This is a genomic window from Streptomyces sp. NPDC101151 (assembly GCF_044768335.1).
GTDB lineage: Bacteria > Actinomycetota > Actinomycetes > Streptomycetales > Streptomycetaceae > Streptomyces.
This window is the reverse complement of sequence record NZ_JBIWPP010000017.1, coordinates 38,667-64,548: the sequence shown is the minus strand read 5'-3', so window position 1 is coordinate 64,548 and position 25,882 is coordinate 38,667. Positions and strand designations below refer to the sequence as shown.

29 protein-coding genes and 1 pseudogene are annotated in these 25,882 nt (G+C 71.2%); 14 read left to right on the top strand and 16 right to left on the bottom strand.

What is annotated here, in order from left to right:
* Window positions 1-6: 6 nt before the first annotated feature.
* Window positions 7-1,179 (bottom strand): elongation factor Tu, encoded by a 1,173-nt coding sequence (gene tuf, locus ACIRU3_RS27730; RefSeq protein ID WP_404061452.1) that lies wholly within the window; start codon window positions 1,177-1,179, stop codon window positions 7-9.
* Window positions 1,180-1,463: 284 nt separating this feature from the next.
* Window positions 1,464-2,186 carry a DNA alkylation repair protein gene (locus tag ACIRU3_RS27725; protein WP_404061449.1) on the bottom strand — a complete coding sequence of 241 codons (723 nt, stop codon included), beginning with the start codon at window positions 2,184-2,186 and terminating at the stop codon, window positions 1,464-1,466.
* Window positions 2,187-2,353: 167 nt separating this feature from the next.
* Here ACIRU3_RS27725 and ACIRU3_RS27720 point away from each other — a divergent pair, with 167 nt between their 5' ends.
* The 3 genes from ACIRU3_RS27720 to ACIRU3_RS27710 all read left to right on the top strand — a co-directional run bounded on the left by ACIRU3_RS27720 (window position 2,354) and on the right by ACIRU3_RS27710 (window position 4,549).
* Window positions 2,354-3,292, top strand: a complete 939-nt coding sequence (locus tag ACIRU3_RS27720) for an NAD-dependent epimerase/dehydratase family protein (RefSeq protein WP_404061447.1) — start codon at window positions 2,354-2,356, stop codon at window positions 3,290-3,292.
* 193 nt (window positions 3,293-3,485) lie between these two features.
* Window positions 3,486-3,707 (top strand): hypothetical protein, encoded by a 222-nt coding sequence (locus tag ACIRU3_RS27715; RefSeq protein ID WP_404061445.1) that lies wholly within the window; start codon window positions 3,486-3,488, stop codon window positions 3,705-3,707.
* Between the two features lie 56 nt (window positions 3,708-3,763).
* Window positions 3,764-4,549, top strand: coding sequence for a TVP38/TMEM64 family protein (locus ACIRU3_RS27710; protein ID WP_404061443.1), 786 nt, complete (start codon window positions 3,764-3,766; stop codon window positions 4,547-4,549).
* Between the two features lie 74 nt (window positions 4,550-4,623).
* On the opposite strand, the gene ACIRU3_RS27705 is transcribed toward ACIRU3_RS27710, so the two are convergent.
* Window positions 4,624-5,793 (bottom strand): thiolase family protein, encoded by a 1,170-nt coding sequence (locus ACIRU3_RS27705; protein ID WP_404061441.1) that lies wholly within the window; start codon window positions 5,791-5,793, stop codon window positions 4,624-4,626.
* A gap of 107 nt (window positions 5,794-5,900) precedes the next feature.
* On the opposite strand from ACIRU3_RS27705, the gene ACIRU3_RS27700 reads away from it, so the two are divergent.
* A complete protein-coding gene (locus ACIRU3_RS27700; protein ID WP_404061438.1) occupies window positions 5,901-6,395 on the top strand; it encodes a winged helix-turn-helix transcriptional regulator in 495 nt (164 codons plus the stop codon).
* A 319-nt stretch (window positions 6,396-6,714) separates the two neighbouring features.
* Here the strand turns inward: ACIRU3_RS27700 and ACIRU3_RS27695 are convergent.
* Window positions 6,715-7,124 (bottom strand): annotated as a pseudogene (locus tag ACIRU3_RS27695) (Gfo/Idh/MocA family protein); the annotation flags it as partial.
* A 224-nt stretch (window positions 7,125-7,348) separates the two neighbouring features.
* On the opposite strand from ACIRU3_RS27695, the gene ACIRU3_RS27690 reads away from it, so the two are divergent.
* The gene (locus ACIRU3_RS27690) at window positions 7,349-8,224 is read left to right on the top strand and encodes an undecaprenyl-diphosphate phosphatase (RefSeq protein ID WP_404061437.1); all 876 of its coding nucleotides are present in this window, start codon (window positions 7,349-7,351) and stop codon (window positions 8,222-8,224) included.
* Window positions 8,225-8,595: 371 nt separating this feature from the next.
* Complete coding sequence (locus ACIRU3_RS27685) at window positions 8,596-8,775, top strand: hypothetical protein (RefSeq protein WP_404061434.1); 180 nt, start codon at window positions 8,596-8,598, stop codon at window positions 8,773-8,775.
* 137 nt (window positions 8,776-8,912) lie between these two features.
* Here ACIRU3_RS27685 and ACIRU3_RS27680 read toward each other — a convergent pair whose 3' ends face one another.
* Complete coding sequence (locus ACIRU3_RS27680; RefSeq protein ID WP_404061432.1) at window positions 8,913-9,557, bottom strand: hypothetical protein; 645 nt, start codon at window positions 9,555-9,557, stop codon at window positions 8,913-8,915.
* A 317-nt stretch (window positions 9,558-9,874) separates the two neighbouring features.
* On the opposite strand from ACIRU3_RS27680, the gene ACIRU3_RS27675 reads away from it, so the two are divergent.
* Window positions 9,875-10,357 carry a nuclear transport factor 2 family protein gene (locus ACIRU3_RS27675; RefSeq protein ID WP_404061429.1) on the top strand — a complete coding sequence of 161 codons (483 nt, stop codon included), beginning with the start codon at window positions 9,875-9,877 and terminating at the stop codon, window positions 10,355-10,357.
* 83 nt (window positions 10,358-10,440) lie between these two features.
* The gene (gene lnt, locus ACIRU3_RS27670; protein ID WP_404061426.1) at window positions 10,441-12,015 is read left to right on the top strand and encodes an apolipoprotein N-acyltransferase; all 1,575 of its coding nucleotides are present in this window, start codon (window positions 10,441-10,443) and stop codon (window positions 12,013-12,015) included.
* Here the strand turns inward: lnt and ACIRU3_RS27665 are convergent.
* On the bottom strand, window positions 11,933-12,844 hold the full coding sequence (locus tag ACIRU3_RS27665) for a Gfo/Idh/MocA family protein (protein ID WP_404061424.1): 912 nt from the start codon (window positions 12,842-12,844) through the stop codon (window positions 11,933-11,935). The two genes, lnt and ACIRU3_RS27665, sit on opposite strands and share 83 nt — an antisense overlap.
* A 10-nt stretch (window positions 12,845-12,854) precedes the next feature.
* A complete protein-coding gene (locus tag ACIRU3_RS27660) occupies window positions 12,855-14,030 on the bottom strand; it encodes an FAD-dependent monooxygenase (RefSeq protein ID WP_404061423.1) in 1,176 nt (391 codons plus the stop codon).
* A gap of 74 nt (window positions 14,031-14,104) precedes the next feature.
* Between ACIRU3_RS27660 and ACIRU3_RS27655 the strand changes: the two genes are divergently transcribed.
* The 3 genes from ACIRU3_RS27655 to ACIRU3_RS27645 all read left to right on the top strand — a co-directional run bounded on the left by ACIRU3_RS27655 (window position 14,105) and on the right by ACIRU3_RS27645 (window position 15,839).
* The gene (locus tag ACIRU3_RS27655; RefSeq protein WP_404061420.1) at window positions 14,105-14,695 is read left to right on the top strand and encodes a TetR/AcrR family transcriptional regulator; all 591 of its coding nucleotides are present in this window, start codon (window positions 14,105-14,107) and stop codon (window positions 14,693-14,695) included.
* A gap of 43 nt (window positions 14,696-14,738) precedes the next feature.
* Window positions 14,739-15,251, top strand: coding sequence for a DinB family protein (locus tag ACIRU3_RS27650; protein WP_404061417.1), 513 nt, complete (start codon window positions 14,739-14,741; stop codon window positions 15,249-15,251).
* Window positions 15,252-15,365: 114 nt separating this feature from the next.
* Window positions 15,366-15,839, top strand: a complete 474-nt coding sequence (locus tag ACIRU3_RS27645) for a hypothetical protein (RefSeq protein WP_404061415.1) — start codon at window positions 15,366-15,368, stop codon at window positions 15,837-15,839.
* A 24-nt stretch (window positions 15,840-15,863) separates the two neighbouring features.
* On the opposite strand, the gene ACIRU3_RS27640 is transcribed toward ACIRU3_RS27645, so the two are convergent.
* The 7 genes from ACIRU3_RS27640 to ACIRU3_RS27610 all read right to left on the bottom strand — a co-directional run bounded on the left by ACIRU3_RS27640 (window position 15,864) and on the right by ACIRU3_RS27610 (window position 21,957).
* Complete coding sequence (locus ACIRU3_RS27640) at window positions 15,864-16,385, bottom strand: hypothetical protein (protein WP_404061412.1); 522 nt, start codon at window positions 16,383-16,385, stop codon at window positions 15,864-15,866.
* Between the two features lie 135 nt (window positions 16,386-16,520).
* Window positions 16,521-17,204 (bottom strand): uracil-DNA glycosylase, encoded by a 684-nt coding sequence (gene ung, locus ACIRU3_RS27635; protein WP_404061409.1) that lies wholly within the window; start codon window positions 17,202-17,204, stop codon window positions 16,521-16,523.
* Between the two features lie 82 nt (window positions 17,205-17,286).
* Window positions 17,287-18,864, bottom strand: a complete 1,578-nt coding sequence (locus ACIRU3_RS27630) for an ABC transporter substrate-binding protein (protein ID WP_404061406.1) — start codon at window positions 18,862-18,864, stop codon at window positions 17,287-17,289.
* Window positions 18,865-19,065: 201 nt separating this feature from the next.
* Window positions 19,066-19,830 (bottom strand): SDR family oxidoreductase, encoded by a 765-nt coding sequence (locus tag ACIRU3_RS27625; RefSeq protein ID WP_404061404.1) that lies wholly within the window; start codon window positions 19,828-19,830, stop codon window positions 19,066-19,068.
* 29 nt (window positions 19,831-19,859) lie between these two features.
* The gene (gene fabG, locus ACIRU3_RS27620) at window positions 19,860-20,621 is read right to left on the bottom strand and encodes a 3-oxoacyl-ACP reductase FabG (protein WP_404061402.1); all 762 of its coding nucleotides are present in this window, start codon (window positions 20,619-20,621) and stop codon (window positions 19,860-19,862) included.
* A gap of 125 nt (window positions 20,622-20,746) precedes the next feature.
* Window positions 20,747-21,196 carry a DUF3037 domain-containing protein gene (locus ACIRU3_RS27615; protein WP_404061399.1) on the bottom strand — a complete coding sequence of 150 codons (450 nt, stop codon included), beginning with the start codon at window positions 21,194-21,196 and terminating at the stop codon, window positions 20,747-20,749.
* Complete coding sequence (locus ACIRU3_RS27610; protein ID WP_404061396.1) at window positions 21,193-21,957, bottom strand: HipA family kinase; 765 nt, start codon at window positions 21,955-21,957, stop codon at window positions 21,193-21,195. Before ACIRU3_RS27610 ends, ACIRU3_RS27615 begins: the two co-directional genes overlap by 4 nt.
* Before the next feature lie 174 nt (window positions 21,958-22,131).
* Here ACIRU3_RS27610 and ACIRU3_RS27605 point away from each other — a divergent pair, with 174 nt between their 5' ends.
* Window positions 22,132-22,632: a Rieske (2Fe-2S) protein gene (locus ACIRU3_RS27605; protein WP_404061393.1), complete on the top strand. Its 501-nt coding sequence runs from the start codon at window positions 22,132-22,134 to the stop codon at window positions 22,630-22,632.
* Window positions 22,633-22,685: 53 nt separating this feature from the next.
* On the opposite strand, the gene ACIRU3_RS27600 is transcribed toward ACIRU3_RS27605, so the two are convergent.
* Entirely contained in the window at window positions 22,686-23,330 is a 645-nt protein-coding gene (locus ACIRU3_RS27600; protein ID WP_404061390.1) for a cysteine hydrolase, read from the bottom strand.
* A 161-nt stretch (window positions 23,331-23,491) separates the two neighbouring features.
* Between ACIRU3_RS27600 and ACIRU3_RS27595 the strand changes: the two genes are divergently transcribed.
* Window positions 23,492-23,962 (top strand): pyridoxamine 5'-phosphate oxidase family protein, encoded by a 471-nt coding sequence (locus ACIRU3_RS27595; protein ID WP_404061387.1) that lies wholly within the window; start codon window positions 23,492-23,494, stop codon window positions 23,960-23,962.
* 13 nt (window positions 23,963-23,975) lie between these two features.
* Here ACIRU3_RS27595 and ACIRU3_RS27590 read toward each other — a convergent pair whose 3' ends face one another.
* Window positions 23,976-24,878, bottom strand: coding sequence for a LysR family transcriptional regulator (locus tag ACIRU3_RS27590; RefSeq protein WP_404061384.1), 903 nt, complete (start codon window positions 24,876-24,878; stop codon window positions 23,976-23,978).
* A gap of 74 nt (window positions 24,879-24,952) precedes the next feature.
* Between ACIRU3_RS27590 and ACIRU3_RS27585 the strand changes: the two genes are divergently transcribed.
* Window positions 24,953-25,882, top strand: a complete 930-nt coding sequence (locus ACIRU3_RS27585) for a DMT family transporter (protein WP_404061381.1) — start codon at window positions 24,953-24,955, stop codon at window positions 25,880-25,882.

Here is a 25,882-nt window from a genome sequence, read left to right as displayed (position 1 = left end):
CGGCCCCTACGAACCCACGGAGACGACCGTCCCGGCGCCCACGGTCCTGCCACCCTCACGGATGGCAAACCCGAGCCCCGGCTCCAACGGCACCTCCCGCCCCAGCTCGACAGTCATGTCGACCGTCTCCCCGGGGCGCGCGACCGCCGCCTCCCCCAGGTCGACGTCCCCCACGACATCCGCCGTACGGATGTAGAACTGCGGCCGGTACCCCGTGGACACCGCAGTCGTACGACCGCCTTCGCGCCCGGAGAGCACATACACCCGCGCGGTGAAGCGGCGACTGGGCACGACACTGCCCGGCGCGGCCACCACGTGCCCCCGCCGGACGGCGTCCCGCGGCACACCCCGCAGCAACACCGCCACGTTGTCCCCCGCCTGCGCCTCCTCCATCGGCTTGCCGAAGGTCTCCAGCCCCGTGACGACGGTCTCCAGCTCGGCGCCGAGCACCGAGACCCGGTCCCCCAGGCGGAGCGTGCCCCGCTCCACGGCACCCGTGACGACCGTGCCCCGCCCGGTGATGGTGAGCACGTTCTCCACCGGCAGCAGGAACGGTGCGTCCAGGTATCGCTCGGGCATCGGCACATAGGTGTCGACCGCGTCGAGCAGCGCCTCGATCGACGCCGTCCAGCGTGGGTCGCCCTCCAGGGCCTTCAGCCCGGAGACCCGTACGACGGGCACGGCGTCTCCCGCGTACCCCTGCGCGGTGAGCAGGTCACGGACCTCCAGCTCGACCAGGTCGGACAGCTCCTCGTCCCCGGCGTCGGCCTTGTTGAGGGCGACGACGATGTGGTCGACGCCCACCTGCCGGGCGAGCAGCACGTGTTCGGCGGTCTGCGGCATGATCCCGTCCAGCGCGGAGACGACGAGGATCGCCCCGTCGAGCTGCGCGGCGCCGGTGACCATGTTCTTGACGTAGTCGGCATGGCCCGGCATGTCCACGTGCGCGTAGTGCCGGGTGTCGGTCTCGTACTCGACGTGCGCGATGTTGATGGTGATGCCGCGGGCGGCCTCCTCCGGGGCGCGGTCGATACGGTCGAACGGGACGAAGGTGCCGGTGCCGCGCTCGGCCAGGACCTTGGTGATGGCGGCGGTCAGGGTGGTCTTGCCGTGGTCGACGTGACCCATCGTGCCGATGTTCAGGTGCGGCTTGGTGCGCACGTATGCCGTTTTGGACATGGCGGTTCCTCGAAGCCTCTCAGGCGTACGGAAGATGCGGGACCCCGAGGACTGGCCGACCCTCCCCCTGCGGGGTCCGCCGGACGTTCCGGAGAGGGTCAGCTTCGGGCGCCGCCGGCAGCGGCCACGAGGATCGGGACGGCAGCCTTCGGGGCATCCGCGACGGCGGATGCTGCGAGGAGGAAGGCGTACCGGAACATGAGGACGATCATCGCCGACGGTTTGTCCGGCGTCGAATGATTTTTCGCGGTACGCGAGTCGAGGGCCGTCGGAGTCGAGGGCCGTCAGGTGCCGATGTTCTTCAGCGCCTCACGGACCGTCAGCGGGGCGAACCGGCCCCGCTCCCGCGCCAGGAAGCCCCGTACGGCCTCGGGGTCGGTCTTGGAGTACTCGCGCAGGGCCCAGCCGATGGCCTTGCGGATGAAGAAGTCGGGGTGCCCGGACTGGAGCAGGCAGTAGGCGAACAGCCGGTCGGCGTCGGTGCGTTCCTTGTAGCGGAGCTGATGCAGCAGGGCCGTACGGGCCACCCAGAGGTCGGCGTCCGTGATCCAGGCGTCCATGTCGGCCGTGAGCCCGGGGTCGGCCGTCACCAGGGCGCCGACGACATGCGCGGCGAGCAGGTCGACGGTGTCCCACCAGGGCACGGTGGTGAGCAGGTGCCGGGCGACGGGCAGGAACGCGGAGGAGCAGCGGGCCGCATGCCGGCGCAGGTAGTCCACGGCGAAGTAGTGGTACTCGCGCTCGGGCAGCCGCCAGCAGCGCAGGGCGATCGCGGTGCAGTCGGCCTCGTCGGGTCGGGGCGTGCCGGCCAGCAGGGTGCGGGAGAGGTTCCGGCGGGCCGGCGTGGGGATGCCGAGGAAGGGCGCCACGTCCTTCATGTACGCCCGCATCGGAACGGCCCTGCCCGGATCGGCCGCGGCCGAGTACCCGGCGGTGAGCCGTTCGAGCACGGCGTCGGCGAGAGCGCTGCGCGGCACCTCCGGCGAGGCCGCACCTGTGACTGTCATGAGAGGACGATACGGCGGTCGCCCCCGGGTACCGGCGTGCCGGCGTACGGCCCGGGTGGATCTCCGTCGGTTCGTACGGCCGGGCCCGAGATCCACGCCGCCCGTGTCACAGCCGGCCGGGCTGTCTCGTCTCGGGTCATGGAGACGCGGTCGGGACCGGGAAGGTGATGATCATGCGGGTTTTTGTGGCGGGTGGGACCGGGGTGCTGGGCCGGCGGCTGGTGCCGCAGCTGGTGGCCAGGGGCCATCAGGTGACCGCGACCACGACGAGCGCGGCGAAGCTCGGGCTGCTGGAGCAGCTCGGCGCGGCGGGCGTCGTGATGGACGGGCTGGATGCGGTGTCGGTCGGCGAGGCGGTGGCCTCGGCCCGTCCGGACACGATCGTGCACCAGATGACGGGGATTTCCGTGGCGCACGCAGGCAAGCCCGATCTGAAGCACTTCGACCGGTGGGCCGTCCCCACCGTCCGGCTGCGCACCGAGGGGACGGACCACCTGCTGGCGGCCGCCCAGGCGACCGGCGTGTCCCATGTCGTCGCTCAGGGCTACGCCAACTGGAACGGGATCCGCGAGGGCGGCTGGGTGAAGACCGAGAACGACCCGCTGGACCTGCACGAGGGAACGGCGGCGCACACGTCGATGAAGGCGCTGCGCCACGTCGAGGACGTGGTGGTCGGGGCCGGTGGGGCGGTCCTGCGCTACGGCGCCTTCTATGGGCCGGACGCCGTCGACGATCAGGTCGAGCTGGTGCGCAGGCGGCAGTTCCCGCTGATCGGGCGCGGGACCGGGTACGCCTCGTGGGTGCATCTGGACGACGCGGCGAGCGCCACGGTCCTGGCCGTGGAGCAGAAGGCCGGCGGGGTGTTCAACATCGTCGACGACGACCCGGCCCCGGCCAGTGAGTGGCTGCCGCATCTGGCGGCGTGCGCGGGAGCGAAGCGGCCGATGCGGGTCCCCACATGGCTCGCCCGGCTGCTGGCCGGGGAGGTGGCGGTGGTGATGATGACCGAGGGGCGCGGCTTCTCCAACGCCAAGGCCAAGCGGGAACTCGGCTGGGAGCTGCGCCACCCGTCCTGGCGGCAGGGTTTCAGGAAGGAACTGGCGTGACGCGCACCGAGGAGTTCGAGGAACTGCGCCCGGCCCGAGCCGTTCGAGGAGCGGTCAAGCCCCGATTTTCCGTGGCGTGACCCTGGTTTCCTCTGAGGGCTCAATGGAGTCACGGACGACGGCACAGCGAGGCCGACAGCTCGCTCGCCGAGTCCGCCACACGCCCCCTGAGCCGCGTAAGGACCCCGCTCCCATGACGATCACAAGGATTCGGCGCATCATCCTCCTGGTGGCTGCGACGGCCCTGGCTGTCGGCGGGGTCTCCCAATGCAGCACCGCGTTCGCCGACCCGCGTACCGCACCCGCGAGCGTCTCCCCCGACGACACCGGCCACGGCGCGGCCGGAACGGCGGTACGTCCGGCGGCTCCGGGCCCGTCGTCAGGTGATCCCGAGATCCGTCGTCCGTACCTGTGACGGTCATGAGACGAACCTGACGGCAATCACACACGCTCGTCGGTTAGTGTCACCGGATGCTCGATGCCACCAACCGCTCTGGGGGCACCGCCACGGCCTCTCCCCGGGCCGCCGCCACGGAGCTCACCATTCCCGCGGCCGTACCCGTGCCGCCCCTGCCGCGTGCGGGGTTCGCCGCCCGGTGTACGCGCGCGCTGCTGTCGCCGTACGCGCGGCTGTCCTTGCTGCTCGCCCTGCTCGCGGGCGCGGCGGCCTGCGTGCTGCTGTTCGAGCCGCAGCGGCTGCTGACGCACGGCTGGCCGCCGCAGCTCGGCGGGGCCGCGGCGGCGGTCGTGTTCGGGGTGGCGTACGGGCTGTGCACGGTGGCGTTCGTGCCGCGTCCGCTGCTGAACCTGGCGGCGGGCGCGCTGTTCGGCTCCCAGCTCGGGCTGGTGACGGCGCTGGCGGGCACGGTGCTCGGGGCCGGGGTGGCCTTCGGGCTCGGCCGGATGCTGGGGCAGGACGCGCTGCGGCCGCTGCTGCGGGGCCGCTGGCTGAAGGCGGCCGACGGACAGCTCAGCCGGCACGGGTTCCGTTCGATGCTGGCGGCGCGGCTGTTCCCGGGTGTGCCGTTCTGGGCGGCGAACTACTGTGCCGCCGTCTCCCGGATGGGGTGGCTGTCGTTCCTGCTGGCCACGGCGCTCGGCTCGATTCCGAACACGGCCGCGTACGCGGTCGCCGGCGCCCGTGCCTCGGCGCCGACCTCGCCCGCCTTCCTGATAGCGATGGCCTGTATCGCCCTGCCGGCGCTGGTGGGCACGGTGGTGGCCTGGCGCAAGCGCCACCACCTGCGCGGGCGCTGATCCGGGGAACGGCTGATCCGGAGACCGGTCGTGCACGGATCCGCCGGCCCTGCCCGGGCCGGCCCGCGGACGCGTCAGACGCCTTCCAGGATCATCGCGTTGGCGAGGCCGCCCGCCTCGCACATGGTCTGCAGGGCGTAACGGGTGCCGCGCTCGCGCATCGCGTGGACCAGGGTGGTGGTCAGACGGGTGCCACTGGCGCCCAGCGGGTGCCCCAGGGCGATGGCGCCGCCGTGGACGTTGACCTTGGCGAGGTCGGTGCCGGTCTCCTGCTGCCAGGCGAGGACCACGCTGGAGAACGCCTCGTTGATCTCGACGAGGTCGATGTCGTCGAGGGTCAGCCCCGCCCGGCGGAGGACCTTCTCGGTGGCCGGGATGACGCCGGTGAGCATCAGAAGCGGGTCGGAGCCGGTGACGGCGAAACTGTGCAGGCGGGCCAGCGGGCGCAGGCCGAGCCGGGCCGCGGTCTCGCTGGAGGTGATCAGCACGGCGGAGGCCCCGTCGTTGATGGGGCTCGCGTTGCCGGCGGTGATGTTCCACTCGATCTGCGGGAAGCGCTCGGCGAAGCCGGGGTCGTAGTAGGCGGGCTTGAGGCCGGCGAGGATCTCCGGGTTGCTGTCGGGCCGTACGCACTCGTCGCGGGTGACGCCGTCCAGTGGCGCGACCTCGGCGTCGAACAGACCGGCCTGCCATGCCGCGGCGGCCCTGTGGTGCGAGGAGACCGCGAACTCGTCCATCCGCGCGCGCGTGAGGGACCACTTGGCGGCGATGAGTTCGGCGCTGACGCCCTGCGGGACCAGGCCCTCCGGATAGCGCTCTGCGACGCCCGGTCCGAAGGGGTCCTTGCCGGCCGGCACGTTGGACCACATCGGCACCCGGCTCATCGACTCCACACCGCAGGCGACGACGAGGTCGTACGCGCCGGAGATGACGCCCTGTGCGGCGAAGTGCACGGCCTGCTGGGACGAGCCGCACTGCCGGTCCACCGTGGTCGCCGGGACCGTCTCGGGCAGGCCGGCCGCGAGGACGGCGTACCGGGTGGTGTTCATGGCCTGCTCGCCGACCTGGTCGACGGTGCCGCCGATGACGTCGTCGATGAGCGCCGGGTCGACGCCGGAGCGCTCGACGAGGGTGCGCAGGGTGTGGGCGAGGAGCTGCACGGGGTGGACGTGGGCGAGGGAGCCGTTCGGCTTGCCCTTGCCGATGGGGGTGCGTACGGCTTCGACGATGACTGCGTCTCGCATGGTGCTGGCCTCCCGTGACGAACGGATCGATTACTAGTGAGTAGGAAATCCGAACTCACCATAACTCCGTGAGTTGGAAAATCAAACCCTCTACTACACTGAGTGGCATGGCCGCCACGAAAGACCCGCGCCCCTGCTCCATCGCCGACGCCCTCGCGCTGGTCGGCGAGAAGTACTCCCTGCTCGTTCTGCGCGAGGTGTGCCTGGGCAACGGCCGCTTCGACCAGCTGGTGCGCAACATCGGCGCCCCGCGCGACGTCCTGGCCACCCGGCTGCGCCGGCTCGTGGACGCCGGGATCCTCGTCAAGCACGCCTACAGCGAGCGCCCGCAGCGCTTCGAGTACCGGCCCACCCAGGCGGGGCTGGAGCTGGAACCGGTCCTGATGACCCTCAAGGACTGGGGCGACCGCCATCTCCGCAACGGTGCCGACCTTCCCATGGTCGTCAAGCACAGCTGCGGCAGCGAACTGGTTCCGCAGGTCACCTGCCGCGCCTGCGGCGTCCCGGTACGGCACGAGGACCTGACGGCCCATCCCAAGGTCCCGGGGTGGACCGTGTCGGGACCGACGGCCGCCCAAGGGCTGTCGTCATATTCCCGATAACGAGTTCTGCCTGCTCAAGGCCCGCCTCAACCCGCTCCGACGGCCCTGCGCCCCTGGTGCGGCCCCGGGACCTGTCGGCACATTGTGATCTTGAACGGTGGATCATGATCGGGTGATAGGCCGCCATGAACTGTCCGACACAGAAGGGGAGTTCGTCCGCCCGCTGCTGCCCGCCTCGTGGCGCGGGCGGAAACGGCGGGACGACCGGAGGATCCTCAGGGGATGCGGAACGCGGATCCGGGGACGCCGCGCGCGGCCCTCACGTCTCCGGCAGATACATGTCCAGCCGACCGCACATGCCGAACCTCCCGTGCCCCGAAGGCCGTTGAGCGTGCACAGAGGCTCCGGACCGCAGCGCGGCGACCGTCTGCGCGCGGTGCAGTGTCGGCGGGGTGCAGATGGTGACCAGGTCCGGCCGCTGTTCGGCGAGCGTCCGGTCCAGGTCGGTGTACGCGCGCGGAATGCCGGCCTCGGCGCAGAACGCTTCCACGGCGCCCCTGTCGATGTCGACGGCGGCCACGACCTCCGTGTCGCCCTCCTCGGCCAGTCGGGCGAGCGCGGGCAGATGCATCCGCGCCCGATGGCCCCGGTGCCGATGACGGCGGCCCGGATGCGCCGGCCGGCGAACGGGGCTGCCGAGCGAGGGAAGCCGGGCGTGGGCGGGAGGGAAGAGGGGGGTGTGGGCGGGAGCGACGAGCCGGGCGCGGGCGGTCGGGAAGAGTGGGACATGGGCGGTTCGGCACTCCTCCGGGGACGGCGGCGGGCGCGGCGCGGCGGATTCAGCAAGCGCTTTCTCCCTGCGCTGCAACGTAAGCGGTGGCGCCGGGGCCGGTCAACACCCGGTGGTCGGCCGACTGCCCAACCCCTGTGACCGGTCTGTCAGCGGGGCCCGCTACGCTGCCCTCATCACATGATCGCCACTGAGCCCACCAGCACTTGGACGCCCTACCTTCATGTCTTGGTTTGAATCCCTCGTCCTCGGACTCGTCCAGGGGCTGACCGAGTTCCTCCCCGTCTCCTCCAGCGCTCATCTGCGGCTGACCGCCGCATTCTCGGGCTGGAAGGACCCCGGGGCCGCCTTCACCGCGATCACCCAGATCGGTACGGAGGCGGCGGTCCTGATCTACTTCCGCAAGGACATCGGGCGGATCATCTCGGCCTGGTTCCGATCCCTGTTCGACAAGGGGATGCGGCAGAACCACGACGCCCAGATGGGCTGGCTGGTGATCGTCGGCTCGATCCCGATCGGCGTGCTCGGCGTGACGCTCAAGGACCAGATCGAGGGGCCGTTCCGCGATCTGCGGATCACCGCGACGATGCTCATCGTCGTCGGCCTGGTGATCGGCATCGCCGACCGGCTCGCGGCCCGCGACGAGACCGGCGGCCGGCACCGGGCACCCAAGCAGCGCAAGGCGCTCGAGGACCTCGGCGTGAAGGACGGCCTGATCTTCGGCCTATGCCAGGCCTGCGCTCTCATCCCCGGTGTCTCCCGTTCCGGCGCCACCATCAGTGGTGGCCTGTTCATGGGCTACAAGCGCGAGGCGGCGGCCCGTTACTCCTTCCTGCTGGCCATCCCGGCGGTGCTGGCGTCCGGGGTGTTCGAGGTGAAGGACTCCATGGGCAGCGGTGACGTCGCCTGGGGCCCGACCCTGTTCGCGACAGTGATCGCGTTCGCGTCGGGATACGCGGTGATCGCGTGGTTCATGAAGTGGATCTCCAACAAGAGCTTCATGCCGTTCGTCTGGTACCGCATAGCCCTCGGCATCGTCATCATCGCGCTGGTGATGGCGGGCGTCCTGAGCCCGCACGCGGCGGAATCGGCGAGCTGAGCCCGAACGCACCGCTGGGGCGGGTGATCAACACGACGGCCCGTCCCGGCTCCTGGCCTCCGCCGTCGTTTCGGACAACTCCCGCGCGCTGGACGGTGCCCGTCCGGACGGCACCACTCCGAACTACCCGCGGACCCCTCCGAAGCGGCCGCGGCCTGCGGATTCGACGGCTCCCCTGGGGACATCCGGGCTCGTCCGCCCGGAACTTCACCGCGACCCGCGCCTTCTGCCGAGCGGCCGCCCAGCAGGGCATACGGGCTCCTGGTCCGGGTCGACCGACGACCCGGCCGGCATCGGCGGTGACCAACCCCATACGTTCTGCGTAGCCATTCGGTAGCGCAGTGTCAGTGCTTGCCCCTAGGCTTGTCCGCATGTCCCCCGATTCCATGCCCCCTGGTTCCGTGCGGTCTGCCGCCGAGGTGAACGAGCAGATCCGGGCGCTGTGGCTGCGTGCGGGCGGCACCCTGTCGGCCCAGGAACGCGCGGAGTACGAGCTGCTGGTGGTCGAGTGGGCGAAGGCCATCCGCGGGAAAATCATCAAGGCGGCCTGAGCCCGGAGTTCTGGACCGGGAAGGCCCGCGGCTCCGCGACTCCTGGGCTCCTCGACCACACCCGCAGGTGCGCCGGCACCTCGTCGGCCACGGGATACGGCCGCTCCTCCGGCATCCCGCGCTGACACACCCGACGGTCAAGCCCCATGGCCCGTCCCGCGCGTCCACAGGGACAGATCGCTGCTCGTCGCGACGGCCAGGGTCTGCCCGGAAGGCGAGAAACCGACGGCTCGGAGCTCAGAGTAAGAGGAGTGGAAGATGTGCCACCACTGCTCTCCGTGCGGACCGGAATGGGGCAGTCCGCCGTCAGCGGAGAGCAGGACACGCTCGTTGGGCCAGGCCGGGCTGACGACCTCCAGAGTCCAGCCGTCCGCGGTGGTCGTGTGAAGCCCTCCCCCGAAGAGTCCGGCCATGCGCACTCTGCTTCCGGCGACCGGTCCCAGCCCAGGGCACGACAGATCGGCGACCGAGTCAGGAGTGCTGTCCTCGGGGTCGGGGTCGCGGTCCCGGGCGATCTTCTCCCCCGTGTCGGCGTCGAAGAGGCCATGGCCATCGTTCGAGACGACCATCACCAGGTCGTGGCCGCTGCCGGGATGCGTCGCGAAACCGATCCCGAGAAGTCCCCCGACAGGGACGCAGTGCTCGAAGACGGGCTGCCAGGGCTCGGGCGCGGAAACCACAGGGGCCGCGAGAAGCCGGTCCCGCAGAGCGCGTTGGTAGGCGGAGAGCCCCGGTTCGTGCCCCGGCGGCTCGGCCGGCGCCGCCTTGTCGGTCCACTTCATCACCTCACCATGATCCACGCTGCGACCCCGTGCCGTGCAGCCGGCCGGCCTTTGGCGGTGCCCGAGCGGGACGGACAGAGATGACAGCAGCCGGTGCTGGGTCGCCGGGGCCGCAGATCTCCCGGCGGTACGCCTGGTGGGCGGGGACGATGGACTCCATGTGGCGGTTCCGGATACGGAACTTCGGCTCGGGTCCAACCGGTTGTTCGACCGACTGATCGTTCACGTGGCCGGGTTCGGCCGTCTGTCATGGCCCGCACCAGCGAATGTTCGGCACGCCTCTTGGCACCTCGCTCCCGGTGACCAAGACTGTGCCGATGACGCAGCGTGTGGAGCTCGCTACCGTGATGGACCGACTTGCCGTGGACGAGCTGGTCACCGAGTACGCGGTGGCAGTGGACGACGGTGACTGGGCGGCGTACCGCGGACTGTTCACCGCCGACGGGCGGGCCGACTACCGTTCCGCCGGCGGCATCGAGGGCGAAGCCGGCCGAGTCGCCGGGTGGCTCGCCGAGAGTCTGGAGCTGTTCGCGATGCGGCAGCATCTGATCGTCAACCGGCGGGTGCGGTTCGGGCTGCTGGAGCACGACACCGGGGACACCGCCCGGGTGCGGGCCGACTACATCAACCCGATGCGGTTCGCCGGCGACGGCGGTTCCGGCGCACCGGACCTGGTGTGCGGCGGCCGGTACGACTTCGGGCTGGTGCGCACGCCGGATGGCTGGCGGCTGCGGGAGGTCGTCGTGCACGAGAAGTGGCGCCGCCTGCCCGAGCGCAGCCCGGCGACCGTGCCCGAGTGAGCCGCCGAGCCGCTTCTGCGCCCTCTGTCGGAGATCGCTTCGGGCGCGCACACTGGAGGAAGCCCTGGGTAGGGAGACTCGGTATGAGGACGTTCGACCGCTGGCTGACCTCCCCCTGGCGACGCTCCGTTGCCGCCGCTCTCGCGGGTGCTCTGCCCGTGCTCGCGTTCCCTGCGCCCTCGCTGTGGTGGTTCGCGTATGTCGCCCTGGTCCCGTGGATCCTGCTGGCGCGCTCGGCGCCGACCGGGCGGCGGGCGGCGTACGACGGCTGGTGCGGCGGCTTCGGGTTGATGCTGGCCGTGCATCACTGGCTGCTGCCGAGCCTGCACGTGTTCCTCTTTCTGATAGCCGGTCTGCTCAGTGTGCTGTGGGCGCCCTGGGGGTGGCTGGTCCGCCGGTTCCTCGGCGGGGTGCCGTCGCCGGGGCGTGGGGCGGCCGCGCTCCTGGTTCTGCCGTCGGTGTGGCTGGCGGTGGAGCTGGTCCGCTCCTGGCAGGGTCTCGGCGGCCCGTGGGGCATGTTGGGCGCCAGCCAGTGGCAGGTGGGCCCGGCGCTGCGGCTGGCCTCGGTGGGCGGGGTATGGCTGCTCAGCTTCCTGGTCGTGGTCGTCAATGTGGCGGCCGCCGTGCTGATATCCGTGCGCGAGTCCCGGGTGCCCGCGCTGGCCTCGCTGGTCGCCACGGCCGCGGCGACATCGGCCGCGTGGGCGTGGGCACCCCGCCCGGACGTCGACGGCCAGGTGCGGATAGCCCTGGTCCAGCCGGGGATCGTCGGCGGACACGACAGCGCCGGCAGGCGCTTCGACCGTGAGGAACAGCTGACCCGGCGGCTCGCCGGGCAGGGCGTCGACCTGGTCGTCTGGGGCGAGTCCAGCGTGGGCTTCGATCTGAAGGACCGGCCCGACCTGGCCCGGCGGATCGCCGCGCTGTCCCGGCAGACGGGCGCGGACGTGCTGGTCAACGTGGACGCCCACCGCTCCGACCGGCCCGGCATCTACAAGAGTTCGGTACTCATCGGCCCGAACGGCCCGACCGGCGACCGCTACGACAAGATGCGGCTCGTCCCGTTCGGCGAGTACATACCGGCCCGCTCCCTGCTGGGCTGGGCCACCTCGGTCGGCAAGGCGGCCGGCGAGGACCGGCGGCGCGGTACCCAGCAGGTCGTGATGAACGTCGGGCACGGGCTGCGGATCGGCCCGCTGGTGTGCTTCGAGACCGCCTTCCCGGACATGAGCCGGCACCTGGCCGCGGACGGCGCGGACGTGCTCCTGGGCCAGTCCGCCACTTCGACGTTCCAGGGCAGCTGGGCTCCGGAGCAGCACGCCTCGCTGGCCGCGCTGCGCGCCGCCGAGACCGGCCGACCGATGGTCCACGCCACCCTGACCGGCGTCTCCGCCGTCTACGGCCCGAGCGGACAGCGCCTCGGCCCGTGGCTCGGCACCGATGCGAGCACCGCCCACGTGTACGACGTACCGCTGGCGCACGGCATCACGCCGTACGTCCGCTTCGGCGACTGGCCGGTGCACGGGGCACTGCTGGTCCTTGCCGCGCTGTGCGCCACCGAGGGTGTACGGGCGCTCAGGCCGCGCCGGACGCGTCCAGAACCGCTCGTACCACCCGCTCGCACAGTTCGTGGGTCGCCAGTGCGTCCCGGGCGCTGAGCAGCTTTCCGGTGCGCACGGCGTCGAGGAACGCGAGGACCGCCTGCTCGATGCCGCGCTGCCTGGCCACCGGCACCCAGTCGCCGCGCCGGCGCACCGTCGGCTGCCCCTTGTGATCGATCACCTCGGCGAGGTTGAGCACCTGACGCTTGGTGTCCTGCCCGGAGACCTCCAGGATCTCCTCGGCCGAGCCGCTGAGCCGATTCATCACGCCGAGCGCGGTGAAGCCGTCCCCGGCGAGCTGGAGCACGACGTGATGGAGCAGCCCGCCCTCGGTGCGGGCCCGGACGGTCACGTCGTCGACCGGGCCCGGCACCAGGAACCGGAGCGTGTCGACGACGTGGATGAAGTCGTCCAGGATCATCGAGCGCGGTTCCTCGGGCAGCCCGATCCGGTTCTTCTGCATGAGGATCAGCTCGCGCGGATGCTCCGCGCACTGTGCGTACGCGGGTGCGTAGCGCCGGTTGAAACCGACGGAGAGGGAGACGCCCCGATGCTCTGCGAGGGCCACCAGGCGCTCGGAGTCGGCCAGTTGATAGGCGAGCGGCTTGTCCACGTAGGTGGGTACGCCCGCTTCGAGGAGCCGGGTGACGATCTCCGGGTGGACGGCGGTGGGTGCGTGCACGAAGGCCGCGTCGAGGCCCGCGTCGAGCAGGGACTCGAGGCTTGTGTGCCGGCGGTCCTCGGGCAGGTGGAGCGAGTCGGCGACCCGGGTGACGGTGGCGGGCGTGCGGGTCTGGAGATGCAGGTCGATCCCCGGCTGCGTGCCCAGCACCGGCAGGTACGCCTTCTGCGCGATGTCCCCGAGTCCGATGCAGCCGACCTTCACGTGCTCTCCCCTACCGGTTGCCTGCGGGTTCCTTCCCGGAAGCATACGGGGGCCGCCAGTCGGCGATGCCGTCGAAGCCGCGCAGGAACAGCGCGGGACCGGCCATGGACAGGGCGGCGATCGTGGTGTCGCGTACGGCGACGACGGCCCGGCCGCCGGCCATGTTGAGACGGGCCACCCTGACGGCCTGCCGGGCGATCGCGGTCGTACGGGGAAGCCGGGCGGCCGTGTAGGCGGTGAGGTCGTCGGCATGGTGCGCGAGGACGACGGCGTCCTCGACGGCCTGGTTGCCGCCCTGGCCGAGGGTCGGCGGCATGGCGTGGGCGGCGTCGCCGAGGAGGGCGGTCCGGCCGCGGTGGTGGGCGGGCAGGGGCTCGGCGATGTGGTGGACGTCGTGGCGGAGCACGTCCTCGGGACGGGCGGCGGCGATGACGGAGGGGATCGGGTCGTGCCAAGTCCCGAACCGGCGCCGGAGTTCGGCCTTCTCGTCGTCGGGGGCGTGCTCCCCCGCCGGGGCAATGGCGGCCGCGTAGGCGTAGACCCGGCCGTCCTTGAGCGGGTGGGTGCCCCAGATGCGCCCCCGGCCCCAGGTCTCGTGCGAGGCGAACTCGACGCCGGGCACGGGGATCAGGACCCGCCAGGTGGTGAACCCGGCGTACACCGGCCCCGGGTGGGCGGGGAACAGTGCGCTCCGGACACGGGAGTTGATGCCGTCCGCGCCGACCACCAGGCCGGCCTCCAGCTCCTCGTCGCCGGTGGTCACGCGGGCCGGGCGGGCGTCGTTCCCGGGGTCGGCGAGGGTCGCGTCGGCCCCGGTACGGACGGTGCCGGGCGGGAGCAGGGCGGCGAGGCGGTCGACGAGGGTGGTGCGGGGCAGCAGGACCAGCGGGCCGCCGAAGCGGGCGGCGGCGGCCTCGGCGCTGGAGCGGGACAGCCAGCGCCCGCCCGGGGTGCGCAGGCCCCCGTCACCCTGCCAGGCGGCCAGGTCGCGGATCTCGTCGCCGACCCCGAGGACGTCCAGGGCGCGCAGGGCGTTCGGCGCGAGCGAGATCGCCGCGCCCACCGGCTCCAGCGAGCGGGCCCGCTCCAGCACGGTGACGCCCCAGCCGCGCTGGTGCAGGGCCGCGGCCGCGGTCAGACCTCCGATCCCGCCGCCGATGACGATCGCGCGCGCCTGCCGTGTCATGACTCCTCCTTGAGACTACAGCTGTAGTGCGGTCGACATTACTACAGCCGTAGTGCGACGGGTAGGGTCACCTCATGTCCGTACGCACCCCCACCGCCTCCCGCGCCGATCTCGTGGCCGACACCGCCCTCGCCCTGCTCGCCGAGCGCGGGATGCGCGGGCTGACGCACCGGGCGGTGGACGAGGCGGCCGGGCTGCCCCAGGGGTCGACGTCCAACGTGGCGCGCACCCGGCAGGCACTGCTGGAACTCGCGGTACGGCGGCATGCCGAGCGGGAGGCCCGGGTACTCGCGCTGGAGGAGATGCCGGACCCGAGGAGCGGGCCCGACGCGCTGGCCGAGGGGCTGGCCCTGGCGGTGCACCGCTCGCTGACCGGGGGCAGCGAGCTGCTGATCGCCCGCTACGAACTGGCCCTAGAGGCCACCCGCCGCCCCGAGCTGCGGGCCTTCTACGACGCGACCGGCGCCGTCTTCAAGGAGCAGCTGGCCGCGATGCTGACCGCCGTCGGCTCGACGGACCCGGCCCGGCATGTGCTGTCGCTGGTCGCCTGGGCGGACGGGCTGATGTTCTCGTGCGCGGCCGGTTCCTTCAGCGCCGAGGTGCCGAGCCTGGACGAGGTGCGCCGGGGGCTGCGGGAGCTGCTGGCCGGGATGCTGGGCACCTGATATCGCCTGGCGGCGTCGTGCCCGCTGTTGCGAGGATGCGGGCATGACGACCGAACGCCGAGAGCCCGCCCAGAACGCCGGTGAACGCTCCATGCTGGAAGGCTGGTTGGACTACCACCGCCAGACACTGGCATGGAAGTGCGAAGGCCTGACCGACGAGCAGCTGCGGACCGCGTCCGTGCCACCGTCCGAGCTGTCCCTCATGGGCCTGGTGCGGCACATGGCCGAGGTGGAGCGGGGCTGGTTCCGCCAGGTCCTGGTGGGCGACGACCCCGGGCAGATCTACTGCACCGAGGAGGACCGGGACGGCGAGTTCCACCTCACCGGGGCGGACACCTGGAAGGAGGCCTACGGCACCTGGCAGGCGGAGATCGAGACGGCCCGTCGTAACGCGGCCGGCTTCGCGCTCAACGACCTCTCCCAGGGCCGGAGCCGGCACACCGAGGAGCCGTTCAGCCTCCGCTGGATCTACACCCACATGATCGAGGAGTACGCCCGGCACAACGGCCATGCCGACCTCGTCCGGGAGCGGATCGACGGCGCCACCGGCGACTGAACGTCACCTTCGGTACCTGAAGACCCTCCTTACGGGGCGCGAGATCACCCGTGCGGGGGCGTCAGCCTCCGGCGCACGGTGCCAAGGCGGGACCGACCCAGCAGAGTTGCCCGGGTGCATCGAACGACGACCACCGCAGCGCTCCTGGTCACCGTGGCCGTCTCGGCCCTGTCCGGCTGTGTGACGGTACAGCGCCCGGCGACACCCGGCCCCCCGCCGGACACCGCGCCCTCACAGCCGGCGGCCCCCCGGCCGGACGGCACCGCGCGGCCGCGGGTGGTCCAGGCACCGGCGCGGGAGGCACTGGCCATGGCCGGCCCGTCCGAGCACCCGCACCACACCGGGCCGACCTCCTCGCACCGCACACCCGCGGCACCGCCGCCGGTCACCCACGGCACGCCTGCAGCGCCCGCGCACCCCCGTCAGCACCCGCACCCGGAACAGCCCCGGCGGCCGCACACCGCCGTCCCGGACATCCCGCCGCCGGCCCCGAGGGCCCCGGACGTATGCGCCCTGGGCAAGCAGTACGGCGGCTGGCACAGGGGCAGCCCCGAGTCGGTGATCTGCGAGCAGACGTACGGCCGTTGACCCGGTCGTACGCATGTGCGCCCGTTACCCGGTGGGCCGCTGCCGCGGCGGCCCCCAGGTTTCGCCGCCCGGGGAGCCGTCCTCCCCGAGGCGCAGCTCCAGGCGGCTGATGGCCGCCCGTACCCCGTCGCCGTAGCCGTCGTCGGACAGGGAGCCGGCGGCGTGGCGGGCCCGGCGCAGATGGCTGCGGGCGGCCTCGGCACGGCCCAGCTTGACGTAGTCGGCGGCGAGGTTGAGGTGGAGGGAGGGGAAAAAGGCGCGGACGCTCACCGGGTCACCGGTGCCACGGCCGTCCGCCAGCTCCTCCGCCGCCGACAACGCCCGCAGGTCCCAGGCCAGTTCGTCGGACGGGTCGTCCTGGGTGTCGGCCAGGTAGTGGGCCAGGGTGCAGCGGTGCAGCGGGGCGCCGTGCTCGCCGATCTCCGCCCACAGCTGGAGGAAGCGGCTCCGGGCCTCCTCGCGGTCGCCGCCGTGATGCAGCATCACGACCTGCCCGATCCGCGTCAGCAGGGCATCCGGCGCCGCCTGCTCCTGGCTCTCCGCCACCACGTCCTCCGGACCGTCGTCGGCTGTCTGGTCAGTCGTCCGTCCCGACGCTAACCGGCGGCGACGGCATTCCCGGGCAGGCGGCCCCGTACGACACGGGACCGCACCGGCGGGCCGCCACGGCTCGCTCCCGGATCAGCCCAGGTCGGGGATCCGCCAGTCGACGGCCTCGTGCCCCTGGCCGGCGATCGCCTCGTTGATCTGCGTGAACGGGCGTGATCCGAAGAACTTCTTCGCGGACAGCGGCGAGGGGTGCGCGCCCTTGACCACGACGTGCCGGCTCTCGTCGATCAGCGGGAGCTTCTTCTGCGCGTAGTTGCCCCACAGCACGAAGACCGCCGGGTCCGGCCGGGACACCACCGCGCGGATGACGGCGTCGGTGAACTTCTCCCAGCCCTTGCCCTTGTGCGAGTTGGCCTCGCCGGCCCGGACGGTCAGCACCGCGTTGAGCAGCAGCACGCCCTGCTCGGCCCACGGCATCAGATAGCCGTTGTCCGGGACGGGCAGGTCCAGCTCCTCCTTCATCTCCTTGTAGATGTTCCGCAGGGAGGGCGGGGTCTTCACTCCCGGGCGGACGGAGAAGCACAGGCCGTGGCCCTGGCCCTCGCCGTGGTACGGGTCCTGGCCGAGGATGAGGACCTTGACCTTGTCGTACGGCGTCGCCGCCAGCGCGGCGAAGACCTCCTCGCGCGGCGGATAGACGGGACCCTTCGCCCGCTCCTCCTCGACGAACTCGGTCAGCTCCTTGAAGTAGGGCTGCTGCAGCTCGTCACCCAGAACCCCGCGCCAGGACTCGGGCAGCATGGCGATGTCGGTCACGTCAACGTCCTTACGATGTGCGGTCGCTTCCAGGCCCCAGAACCTACAGGCGACCACTGACAGCCGGTGAAGGAAGGCGGATTCACCAGCTGGTCTTGCGGTGCAGCTCCCACATCATCATGATCGTCGACGGGTCGAGGGCCAGTTCGCCGCCCGAGATGTCGTCGCTGGCCGCCACGTACTGCCGGCCCTGCCACAGCGGGATCAGCCGCGCGTCGTTCACCAGGATCTGCTGGGCCGCTTCCAGATCCTTGACCACCTTGGCGCGGTCGCTCTGCGCGCGCGAGCGGGGCAGCAGTTCCGAGGTGATCTGCTTGGACGGGTAGGGCGTGCCGAGCGCGTTGTGCTCGCCGACGAACGGCGCGATGAAGTTGTCCGCGTCGGGGAAGTCCGGGAACCAGCCCCGGCCGAAGACCGGGTACTCGCCCTTCTGGTAGCCCACCACGTAGGTCTTCCAGGGGCGGCTCTTGAGGGTGACCGTGAACAGACCGGAGTCCTCCAGCTGCCGCTTCAGTTCCTTGAACATCACGGCCGTCTCGGAGCCGTAGCGGTCGGTGGTGTACCAGAGGGTGAGCGGGACGCGCTGGTTGATGCCCGCGTCCGTGAGGATCTTGCGGGCCTTGGAGACGCTCGGGTCGCCGAAGTCGTCGAAGAAGGCCGTGGTGTGGGCGGTCAGGCCCTTGGGGACCATGGAGTACAGCGGGTCCACGGTGTCCTTGTAGACCTTGTGCGCGATCGCGCCTCGGTCGACGATCTGGGCGATGGCCTTGCGGACGGCGGGCTGCTTGGCCCACGGATCCTTGGGGTTGAACACCAGGTAGCTGATGTCCGTGCCCGCACCGTCCACCAGCTGCAGGTCGGAGTTGCCCTGCCGCTGCAGCGTGATGATGTCGTCGGCGGCCAGGCCACGGTAGGTGACGTCGATCTGCTTGTCGCGCAGCGCCTTGACCATGCTGGACGAGTCCTGGAAGTAGCGGATGGTCACCGCGTCGTTCTGCCGCTTGGCGAAGCCGTCGTAGCGGTCGTTACGGACCAGGACGGCCTTCTTGCCCTCCTCGTAGGACTGCAGCTCGTACGGCCCGGAGCCGAAGACCTTGTTGTCCTTGCGCAGGGATTTCGCGGGGTACTCGTCGGGGTCGACGATCGACATCGCCGGGGTGGCCAGTACGAACGGGAAGGTGGCGTCCGACTGGTTGAGGTGGAAGACCACCTCGCGGTCGCCGACCGCGTCCACGCTGTCCAGGCTGCCGAGCAGTTCGGCGGGGCCGCTGGGGGCGTCGATGGCGCGGATGCGGTTGATGGAGTGCTGGACGGCCTGGGCGTTCAGCGGGTCGCCGTCGGCGAACTTCATGCCCGACCGCAGCTTGCAGCGGTAGGTCCGGCTGCTGGAGTCGGTGAAGGAGCAGCTCTCGGCGGCGTCGGGCTGGGGGGTGGTGGCACCGTTCGGGTAGGCGAGAAGGGTCTGGTAGATGTTGCGGAACAGCTCCCAGGAGCCGTCCCAGGCCGCGGCGGGATCCAAGGTGCTGGGGGCGCTGGTGGTGCCCACGACGACGGGGCCTTTGCTGTCGGGATCGCCGTCGGACAGCAGGCTGCAGCCGGCCACCAGGGATATGGACGCGATCGCCGCGACTCTCCGCAGGAATCGGTTCCGGTTGAACACGCGCACGCTCCTCGATCTGCCATACCAAGGGTCGGCAGACCATACCGCAGCGTCCGGGCCCCTGAACCTCCCTCGGACCAGGCGTTCTTGATCGATTGAGCTATGACGACGTTGTCATGGCGCTGTGCGGACCGTGAACGGCGTTTCGGGCGCCGTTCCGCTGGGAAACGACGCCCGAAAGAGACGACCGGGCCGAGCGGGTCAGGCGCCCACGCCGGCGTTGAGGAAGATGCCGCCGTCCACCACGAGCGTCTGACCGGTGACCCAGTCGGACTGCTCGGAGGTGAGGAACGCGGCCGCCCCGCCGATGTCGGAGGGCACACCGAGCCGGGCGAGCGGGTAGGCGGCGGCCGCCTCCTGCTCCCGGCCCTCGTACAGGGCCTGGGCGAACTTGGTCTTCACGACGGCCGGGGCGATCGCGTTGACCCGCACCCTGGGCGCGAACTCGTGCGCCAGCTGCTGCGTCAGGTTGATCATCGCGGCCTTGCTGACGCCGTAGGCACCGATGAAGGGCGAGGGCGCGAGGCCCGCGATGGAGGCGATGTTGACGATCGCGCCGCCGTTGTCCTTCTGCCAGGCATGCCAGGTCTTCTGGGCGAAGCCGAGCGCCGAGATCACGTTGGTCTCGAACACCTTGCGGGCGACGTTCAGGTCGAGGTCGGCGATGGGCCCGAAGACCGGGTTGGTGCCCGCGTTGTTGACCAGGAAGTCGACGCGGCCGAAGGCCTCCATGGTGCGCTCGACCGCCTCGGCCTGGTGGTCGAGGTCGTGCGCCTTGCCGGCGATGCCGATGACCCGCTCGGCGCCGAGCTGCTCGACGGCCTCCTTGAGGGCCTCCTCATTGCGGCCGGTGATGCAGACGCGGTCACCGCGGGCGATCAGCGCCTCGGCGACGCCGTAGCCGATGCCGCGGCTCGCGCCCGTGACGAGCGCGACCCTGCCGGAAAGCTCCGGGAGTTCAGTCATGTCCGTGTACCCCTATGTCCCAGAATTCCCTAGTTCAGCGGTCCGCCGGCGACGTACAGCACCTGGCCGGAGACGAAGCCGGCCGCCTCGCCGGTGAAGAAGGCGACGGCGTTGGCGATGTCCTCGGGCTCGCCGACGCGCTGCACCGGGATCTGGGTGGCGGCGGCCTTCTTGAAGTCGTCGAAGCCCATACCGACGCGGTCGGCGGTGGCCTTGGTCATCTCGGTGGCGATGAAGCCGGGCGCGACGGCGTTGGCGGTGACGCCGAACTTGCCCAGCTCGATGGCGAGGGTCTTGGTGAAGCCCTGCAGGCCGGCCTTGGCGGCCGAGTAGTTGGCCTGGCCGCGGTTGCCCAGGGCCGAGGACGAGGAGAGGTTGACGACCCGGCCGAAGCCCGCGTCGACCATGTGCTTCTGGACGGCCTTGGTCATCAGGAACGAGCCGCGCAGATGGACGTTCAGGACGGTGTCCCAGTCCGAGACGCTCATCTTGAACAGCAGGTTGTCGCGCAGCACGCCCGCGTTGTTGACCAGGATCGTCGGAGCGCCCAGCTCCTCCGCGATCCGGGCGACGGCCGCCTCGACCTGCGCCTCGTCGGAGACGTCCGCGCCGACCGCGATGGCCCTGCCGCCGGCCGCGGTGATCTTCTCGACGGTGTCCTTGCAGGCGGCCTCGTCCAGGTCGATCACGGCGACCGCGCGACCCTCGGCGGCCAGTCGTACGGCGGTGGCGGCGCCGATGCCTCGCGCCGCGCCGGTGACTACCGCGACCCGCTGTTCAGTGGTGGACATTGCTGCTTCTCCTCGCCCTTGAGAGAACCTGCGGTGCGGTGAGCGACCGCTTAGTACCTTCGGTACAGGTGACGCTAGAAGCCCTGGCACCCGGTGTCAACGGGACACCGGGAGGGTGTGATCCATTACCTCACCAGGAGGTCCAGCAGACGTTCCGTTTCGGCCGCCGGATCGGTGGTCAGCCCGGTGTGCACGGGTCCGGGCTGCACCACGGTGGAGCGGGGCGCGATCAGCCAGCGGAAACGGCGGCCGGCGTCGTCCGGGGCCGCCTGCCCGGCCTCCTCCCCGCCCGCGCACACCCGCTCCACGGCCCCGAGTGCCGCGCGAACCCCGGTCACGTCGGCGCCCGGGTCGAGGGCCAGCAGCCGGGCCTCGTCCAGATGGGTGCCGGCCCCGACATAGGCCTGAGCGCGGCAGTAGACGACCACCCCGGCGTTGATGCACTCGCCGCGCTCGACGCGGGGTACGACCCGCAGCAGGACGTACTCGAACACGTCCCGGTCGCCGCCCTGACCCGCCCGGGTGATGTGGCGCTCGGTGACATGGCCGGCCATGTGGATGTGGTGCTCGCTCACTTGCCCTCCTCGATGCCCGTGATGCGCTCGGCGATGACGGCGGCCCGGGCGAGCAGGGGCCGTGCGTAGGCCCGCCTGAGGTCGTCCGGGGTGTCGAAGCCGGGCTCGTCGGCCAGCCAGGCGTCGGGGATCTCCGCTGTGACCTCGGCGAGGAGGTCCTCGGTGACCCGGGGGGCCAGCTCGGCCGCGGCAGCGGTCACGTCCGGGGCGAAGCGGGCGAGGGCGTGGTCGGAGGCGTCGTACGGGCGGGCCGCCGAGGCCTCGGCGGAGGGCCAGTTGTGGTGCCAGATCACCGTGGCGCCGTGGTCGATCAGCCACAGCTCGCCGTGGTGCACGAGGAGGTTGGGGTTGCGCCAGGAGCGGTCCACGTTGTTGATCAGCGCGTCGAACCAGACGATCCGGCCGGCCTCCTCGGCGCTCACCGGGAAGGCGAGCGGGTCGTAGCCGAGGGCGCCGGAGAGGAAGTCCATGCCGAGGTTGATGCCGCCGCTGGACCGGAGCAGCTCCTGCACCTGCTGCTCGGGCTCACCGAGCCCCAGGACGGAGTCCAGCTGAAGGGTGACCAGACGGGGCATCCGGAAACCGAGCCGGCGGGCCAGCTCACCGCAGACGACCTCGGCGACCAGTGTCTTGCGGCCCTGTCCGGCACCGGTGAACTTGATGACGTACGTCCCGAAGTCGTCGGCCTCGACGAGCCCCGGCAGCGAGCCGCCCTCACGCAACGGTGTGATGTAGCGGGTCACGGTGACTTCCTTGAGCATCGCCCCAGGTTACTGGGGCGCATGATGGGGCCGGACCGACAGCCGGCCGACAGGCGTGGTTTACGGCCGCCTCATGCCCGGAACGCAAGGATCTGGTTGCCGTCTGAACAGGCGGTGCCCCAGGGCCGTACCCCTGGACGGATCACGAAGGACTCCGCGGAAGGAAACGCCCACATGACCAGCGCATCGCTCAAGCCCGAAGCGGGACCGGGCCGTCGTACCGTCATGGCGGCGGCCGGAGCGGCCGGGCTCGCCGCCGCGCTGACCGCCTGCGGTGCGGGCGACTCGTCGGACACCGTCAACACCGGGTCCGGTTCGTCCGGAACCACCGGCTCGACCGGCTCCTCACAGGACACCGGCTCCTCGTCCTCGGGCGGCTCGGCCGGCGGCACGGCCCTCGCCAAGACCTCGGACATCCCGGAGGGCGGCGGCAAGATCTTCAAGGACCAGGGCGTGGTGGTCACGCAGCCGGCGGCGGGCACCTACAAGGCGTTCTCCTCGAAATGCACCCACCAGGGCTGCGCGGTGGGCAGCGTCGCCGACGGCGTGATCATCTGCCCCTGTCACAACAGCCACTTCTCCGTCGAGGACGGCAGCGTGAAGCAGGGGCCCGCGACCCAGGCGCTGGCCGCCGCGAAGATCACCGTCTCCGGTGAGGACATCAAGCTGTCCTGACCGCGTCACGTCTGTCGTCACGTCTGTCGTCACGTCTGTCGTCACGTCCGTCGTCACGTCCGCCGGTGCGGCCGCTTGAAGCCGTCGAGCACCTCGTCGGTGGACGTGATGGTGGCGACCAGAGCGAGGGTGTTGCGGATCATCGCGGGCGTGTAGTCGGCCGGCACGCCGGCGATGGCGTCGGCCGGGACGACGGCGGTGTAGCCGCGGTTGACGGCGTCGAACACGGTGTTGGGAATCGCCACATTGGCCGAGACGCCGGTCACGATCAGGGTGCGGCAGCCGAGGTTGCGCAGCAGGGCGTCGGCATCGGTGCCCTGGATCGGGGACACGCCGTGCAGCCGGCGTACGACGAGGTCCTCCTCGGCGACCTCGATCGGGGGCGCGACCCGTACCGCGGTGGTGCCGGTCAGCTGCTGGACGGGGAGCCGTTCGGCGGCGCGGAAGAGGCGGGCGTTGCGGCTCGCGCCGCGGCCGTCCGGGCGACGCTCGGCGAGGGCGTGGATCACCTGCACCCCGGTCTCGTGCGCGGCGGCGACCAGCCGGGCCACGTTGCGCAGGGCGCCGGAGGTGCGGGCCTCGCGGGCGAGTTCCGGCAGCGCACTGTCCGGACCGACCACCCCCTGCTGGCACTCCACGGTCAGCAGGACGGTGCTCGCGGGGTCGAGCAGTTCGCCGAGCTCTTCGTACGACGGCATGACTCCTCCGTTCGCCGAGGTGCGGGGCGGCGAGAGTAACCATCCCTGGGCGCAAGGGGAAGACGAAGGGAAAACGACCCATTCCCTTTTCTGACGTGATGTCAGAGGATCAACAGAGCACGGAAGTTCCTCTGGCACGACGTGAGAGAAGAGGGGGCCGTATGACCGTCACTCAGCAGCGCCGGGGCCGGAAGATCATGATGACGCCCGGCGAGCTGGACGAGTTTCTCACCAGCCAGCGCACCTGCCGGGTCGGGACCGTCTCGGCGAACGGGGCGCCGCACGTGAGCGCGCTGTGGTTCGCCTGGGACGGTACCTCGCTGTGGCTGTACTCGGTGGTGCGCAGCAGGCGCTGGACCCAGCTGTGCCGCGATCCGCGGGTGGCTGTCGTGGTCGACTCCGGCGAGGAGTACGACCAGTTGCGCGGGGTCGAGCTGTCCGGGCGGGTGGAGTTCGTCGGCGAGGCGCCTCGGACCGGGGAGCTGTGCGCCGAGCTCGACACGGCGGAGACGCTGTTCGCACGCAAGAACTTCGGCCTGGACGAGATGCCGCACGACGGCCGGCACGCCTGGGTCCGGCTGACCCCGGACAAGATCGTGTCCTGGGACTTCCGCAAGCTCGGAGGGGTGTGAGCCGCCGCAGCACTCAGCCGAGCTGCTGGGCCGACCCCCGTAGAGCCTCGACCGCGGCACGGATCGAGGGGCGGCGGTCGGCGTCCGCCCGCCAGACGACGTAGACGTGCCGGCGCACACGTTGCTTGAGCGGGATCATGACGATACCCGGCGGCACCGGGTGACGTCCCAGCAGCGGCGCGATGCACACGCCCAGCCCGGCGGCGACCAGACCGAGTTGGGTGTGGGTCTCGGCGGCGCGGTGGCCGACCAGCGGCTCGATGCCCTTCGAGCGCAGCGTGAACATCAGCCACTCGTGACAGAACTCGCCCTCGCCCCAGGTGATCCACTCGTCCTCGGCGAACTCGGCGAGATCCACCTCGTCCCGGTCCGCGAGCCGGTGCCCGACGGGCAGGGCCACGTCGGCCGCGTCGTCCAGCAGCGGGGCCTTGACCAGCCCGTCCGGCACGGGCATCGGCTTGTTGTACCAGTCGAGGACGACCGCGAGGTCGAGGTCGCCGCGTACGACCCCGGCGACGCCCTGCTCGGGTTCCAGTTCACTGGAGCGCACGCGCAGCCCCGGGTGCTGGGCGCGCAGAGCGGCGAGCGCGGTCGGGAACAGGCCGCGGGCGGCGGTGGGGAACGCCGAGAGGCGCAGCTCGCCGACGACCTGGCCCCGGTGCGCCTCCAGATCGGACTGCGCCAGTTCGACCTGCGAGAGAATGCGGGCCGCATGCTCGGACAGCAGCCGGCCGGCGTCCGTGAGCCGCACGCCCCGCCCGTTCTTGGCCAGCAGTTGCTGGCTCACCTCCCGCTCCAGCTTGCCCAGCTGCTGCGAGACCGCCGATGTGGTGACATGCAGCGCCTCGGCTGCGGCGCTGACCGAGCCGTGCCGGGCGAGGGCATCCAGGGTGCGCAGGCGTTCCAGATTCAACACGTAAGCAATACTAAGAGATATCGGGTGGGAAATCTCGATTGTGCTACGAGGTTGCCCCCGGCATCGTTGAGGCCATGAGCACGGTCACCGCATCCGAAACCCGGTCCCCCGCCCCGGCCCGCCCCCGCACCCGCCTCGACTGGCGTCTGCGCTTCGGCGCCCTCTCGCTGATCTGGGGCTTCAGCTTTCTGTTGATCAAGGTGGGCACGGAGGGCTACGCACCCTTCCAGGTCACCCTGGGCCGGCTGGTCTTCGGCACGGCGGTACTGGTGGCGGCGATGGCGGTGAAGCGGGAGCGGCTGCCGAAGGGCGCTCGCGTCTGGGGCCACATGGCGGTCGCCGCGTTCTTCCTGAACGCCCTGCCGTTCTCGCTGTTCGCCTACTCGGAGCTGACCATTCCGTCCACGCTGGCCGGCATCTGCAACGCCACCTCGCCCCTGTGGGGCATGGCCCTCTCGCTGGTCGCCCTCTCCGAGGACCGGCCGACCCGGGTTCGCGTCGCCGGCCTCGGTCTCGGCTTCCTCGGCGTGCTGACGGTGCTGGGCGCATGGCAGGGATTCCATGGGCTGGACGCCACGGGTACGGCGATGGCCCTGCTGGCTTCGCTGAGCTACCCGGTCGGCTGGATCTATGTGCGGCGGACGCTGGCGGGGACGGGGAACTCGCACCTGTCGATGACGGGGGCGCAGCTGCTGTTGGCCACGGCTCAACTGGCCGTTGTGACACCACTGTTCACCAGCGTTCCGGCACACTTCTCGTTCGTCCCGCTGCTGGCGATCGCCGCGCTGGGGGCTCTGGGGACCGGGCTGGCGGTGCTCATTCAGTACGGGCTGGTCGCCGAGGTCGGGCCCACCACCGCGCAGATGGTCACGTATTTCATTCCGGTCATCGCCACGGCGGCGGGGGTGGCGATTCTCGGGGAGTCGCTGCGGTGGACCACGCCGGTGGGGGCGGTGATCGTCCTTGCGGGGGCGGCACTTACTCAGATTCGGCGGGGCGCTTAG

What these genes read in the sequence shown, in the direction of transcription:
- tuf (WP_404061452.1), bottom strand. Translation starts at nt 1,179, where the DNA reads ATGTCCAAAACGGCATACGTGCGCACCAAGCCGCACCTGAACATCGGC.
- ACIRU3_RS27650 (WP_404061417.1), top strand. Translation starts at nt 14,739, where the DNA reads ATGACGACCGAACGCCGAGAGCCCGCCCAGAACGCCGGTGAACGCTCC.
- ACIRU3_RS27675 (WP_404061429.1), top strand. Translation starts at nt 9,875, where the DNA reads ATGACGCAGCGTGTGGAGCTCGCTACCGTGATGGACCGACTTGCCGTG.
- fabG (WP_404061402.1), bottom strand. Translation starts at nt 20,621, where the DNA reads ATGTCCACCACTGAACAGCGGGTCGCGGTAGTCACCGGCGCGGCGCGA.
- lnt (WP_404061426.1), top strand. Translation starts at nt 10,441, where the DNA reads ATGAGGACGTTCGACCGCTGGCTGACCTCCCCCTGGCGACGCTCCGTT.
- ACIRU3_RS27680 (WP_404061432.1), bottom strand. Translation starts at nt 9,557, where the DNA reads ATGAAGTGGACCGACAAGGCGGCGCCGGCCGAGCCGCCGGGGCACGAA.
- ACIRU3_RS27610 (WP_404061396.1), bottom strand. Translation starts at nt 21,957, where the DNA reads ATGCTCAAGGAAGTCACCGTGACCCGCTACATCACACCGTTGCGTGAG.
- ACIRU3_RS27655 (WP_404061420.1), top strand. Translation starts at nt 14,105, where the DNA reads ATGTCCGTACGCACCCCCACCGCCTCCCGCGCCGATCTCGTGGCCGAC.
- ACIRU3_RS27660 (WP_404061423.1), bottom strand. Translation starts at nt 14,030, where the DNA reads ATGACACGGCAGGCGCGCGCGATCGTCATCGGCGGCGGGATCGGAGGT.
- ACIRU3_RS27725 (WP_404061449.1), bottom strand. Translation starts at nt 2,186, where the DNA reads ATGACAGTCACAGGTGCGGCCTCGCCGGAGGTGCCGCGCAGCGCTCTC.
- ACIRU3_RS27715 (WP_404061445.1), top strand. Translation starts at nt 3,486, where the DNA reads ATGACGATCACAAGGATTCGGCGCATCATCCTCCTGGTGGCTGCGACG.
- ACIRU3_RS27600 (WP_404061390.1), bottom strand. Translation starts at nt 23,330, where the DNA reads ATGCCGTCGTACGAAGAGCTCGGCGAACTGCTCGACCCCGCGAGCACC.
- ACIRU3_RS27625 (WP_404061404.1), bottom strand. Translation starts at nt 19,830, where the DNA reads ATGACTGAACTCCCGGAGCTTTCCGGCAGGGTCGCGCTCGTCACGGGC.
- ACIRU3_RS27700 (WP_404061438.1), top strand. Translation starts at nt 5,901, where the DNA reads ATGGCCGCCACGAAAGACCCGCGCCCCTGCTCCATCGCCGACGCCCTC.
- ACIRU3_RS27710 (WP_404061443.1), top strand. Translation starts at nt 3,764, where the DNA reads ATGCTCGATGCCACCAACCGCTCTGGGGGCACCGCCACGGCCTCTCCC.
- ACIRU3_RS27685 (WP_404061434.1), top strand. Translation starts at nt 8,596, where the DNA reads ATGTCCCCCGATTCCATGCCCCCTGGTTCCGTGCGGTCTGCCGCCGAG.
- ACIRU3_RS27720 (WP_404061447.1), top strand. Translation starts at nt 2,354, where the DNA reads ATGATCATGCGGGTTTTTGTGGCGGGTGGGACCGGGGTGCTGGGCCGG.
- ACIRU3_RS27605 (WP_404061393.1), top strand. Translation starts at nt 22,132, where the DNA reads ATGACCAGCGCATCGCTCAAGCCCGAAGCGGGACCGGGCCGTCGTACC.
- ACIRU3_RS27690 (WP_404061437.1), top strand. Translation starts at nt 7,349, where the DNA reads ATGTCTTGGTTTGAATCCCTCGTCCTCGGACTCGTCCAGGGGCTGACC.
- ACIRU3_RS27595 (WP_404061387.1), top strand. Translation starts at nt 23,492, where the DNA reads ATGACCGTCACTCAGCAGCGCCGGGGCCGGAAGATCATGATGACGCCC.
- ACIRU3_RS27705 (WP_404061441.1), bottom strand. Translation starts at nt 5,793, where the DNA reads ATGCGAGACGCAGTCATCGTCGAAGCCGTACGCACCCCCATCGGCAAG.
- ACIRU3_RS27585 (WP_404061381.1), top strand. Translation starts at nt 24,953, where the DNA reads ATGAGCACGGTCACCGCATCCGAAACCCGGTCCCCCGCCCCGGCCCGC.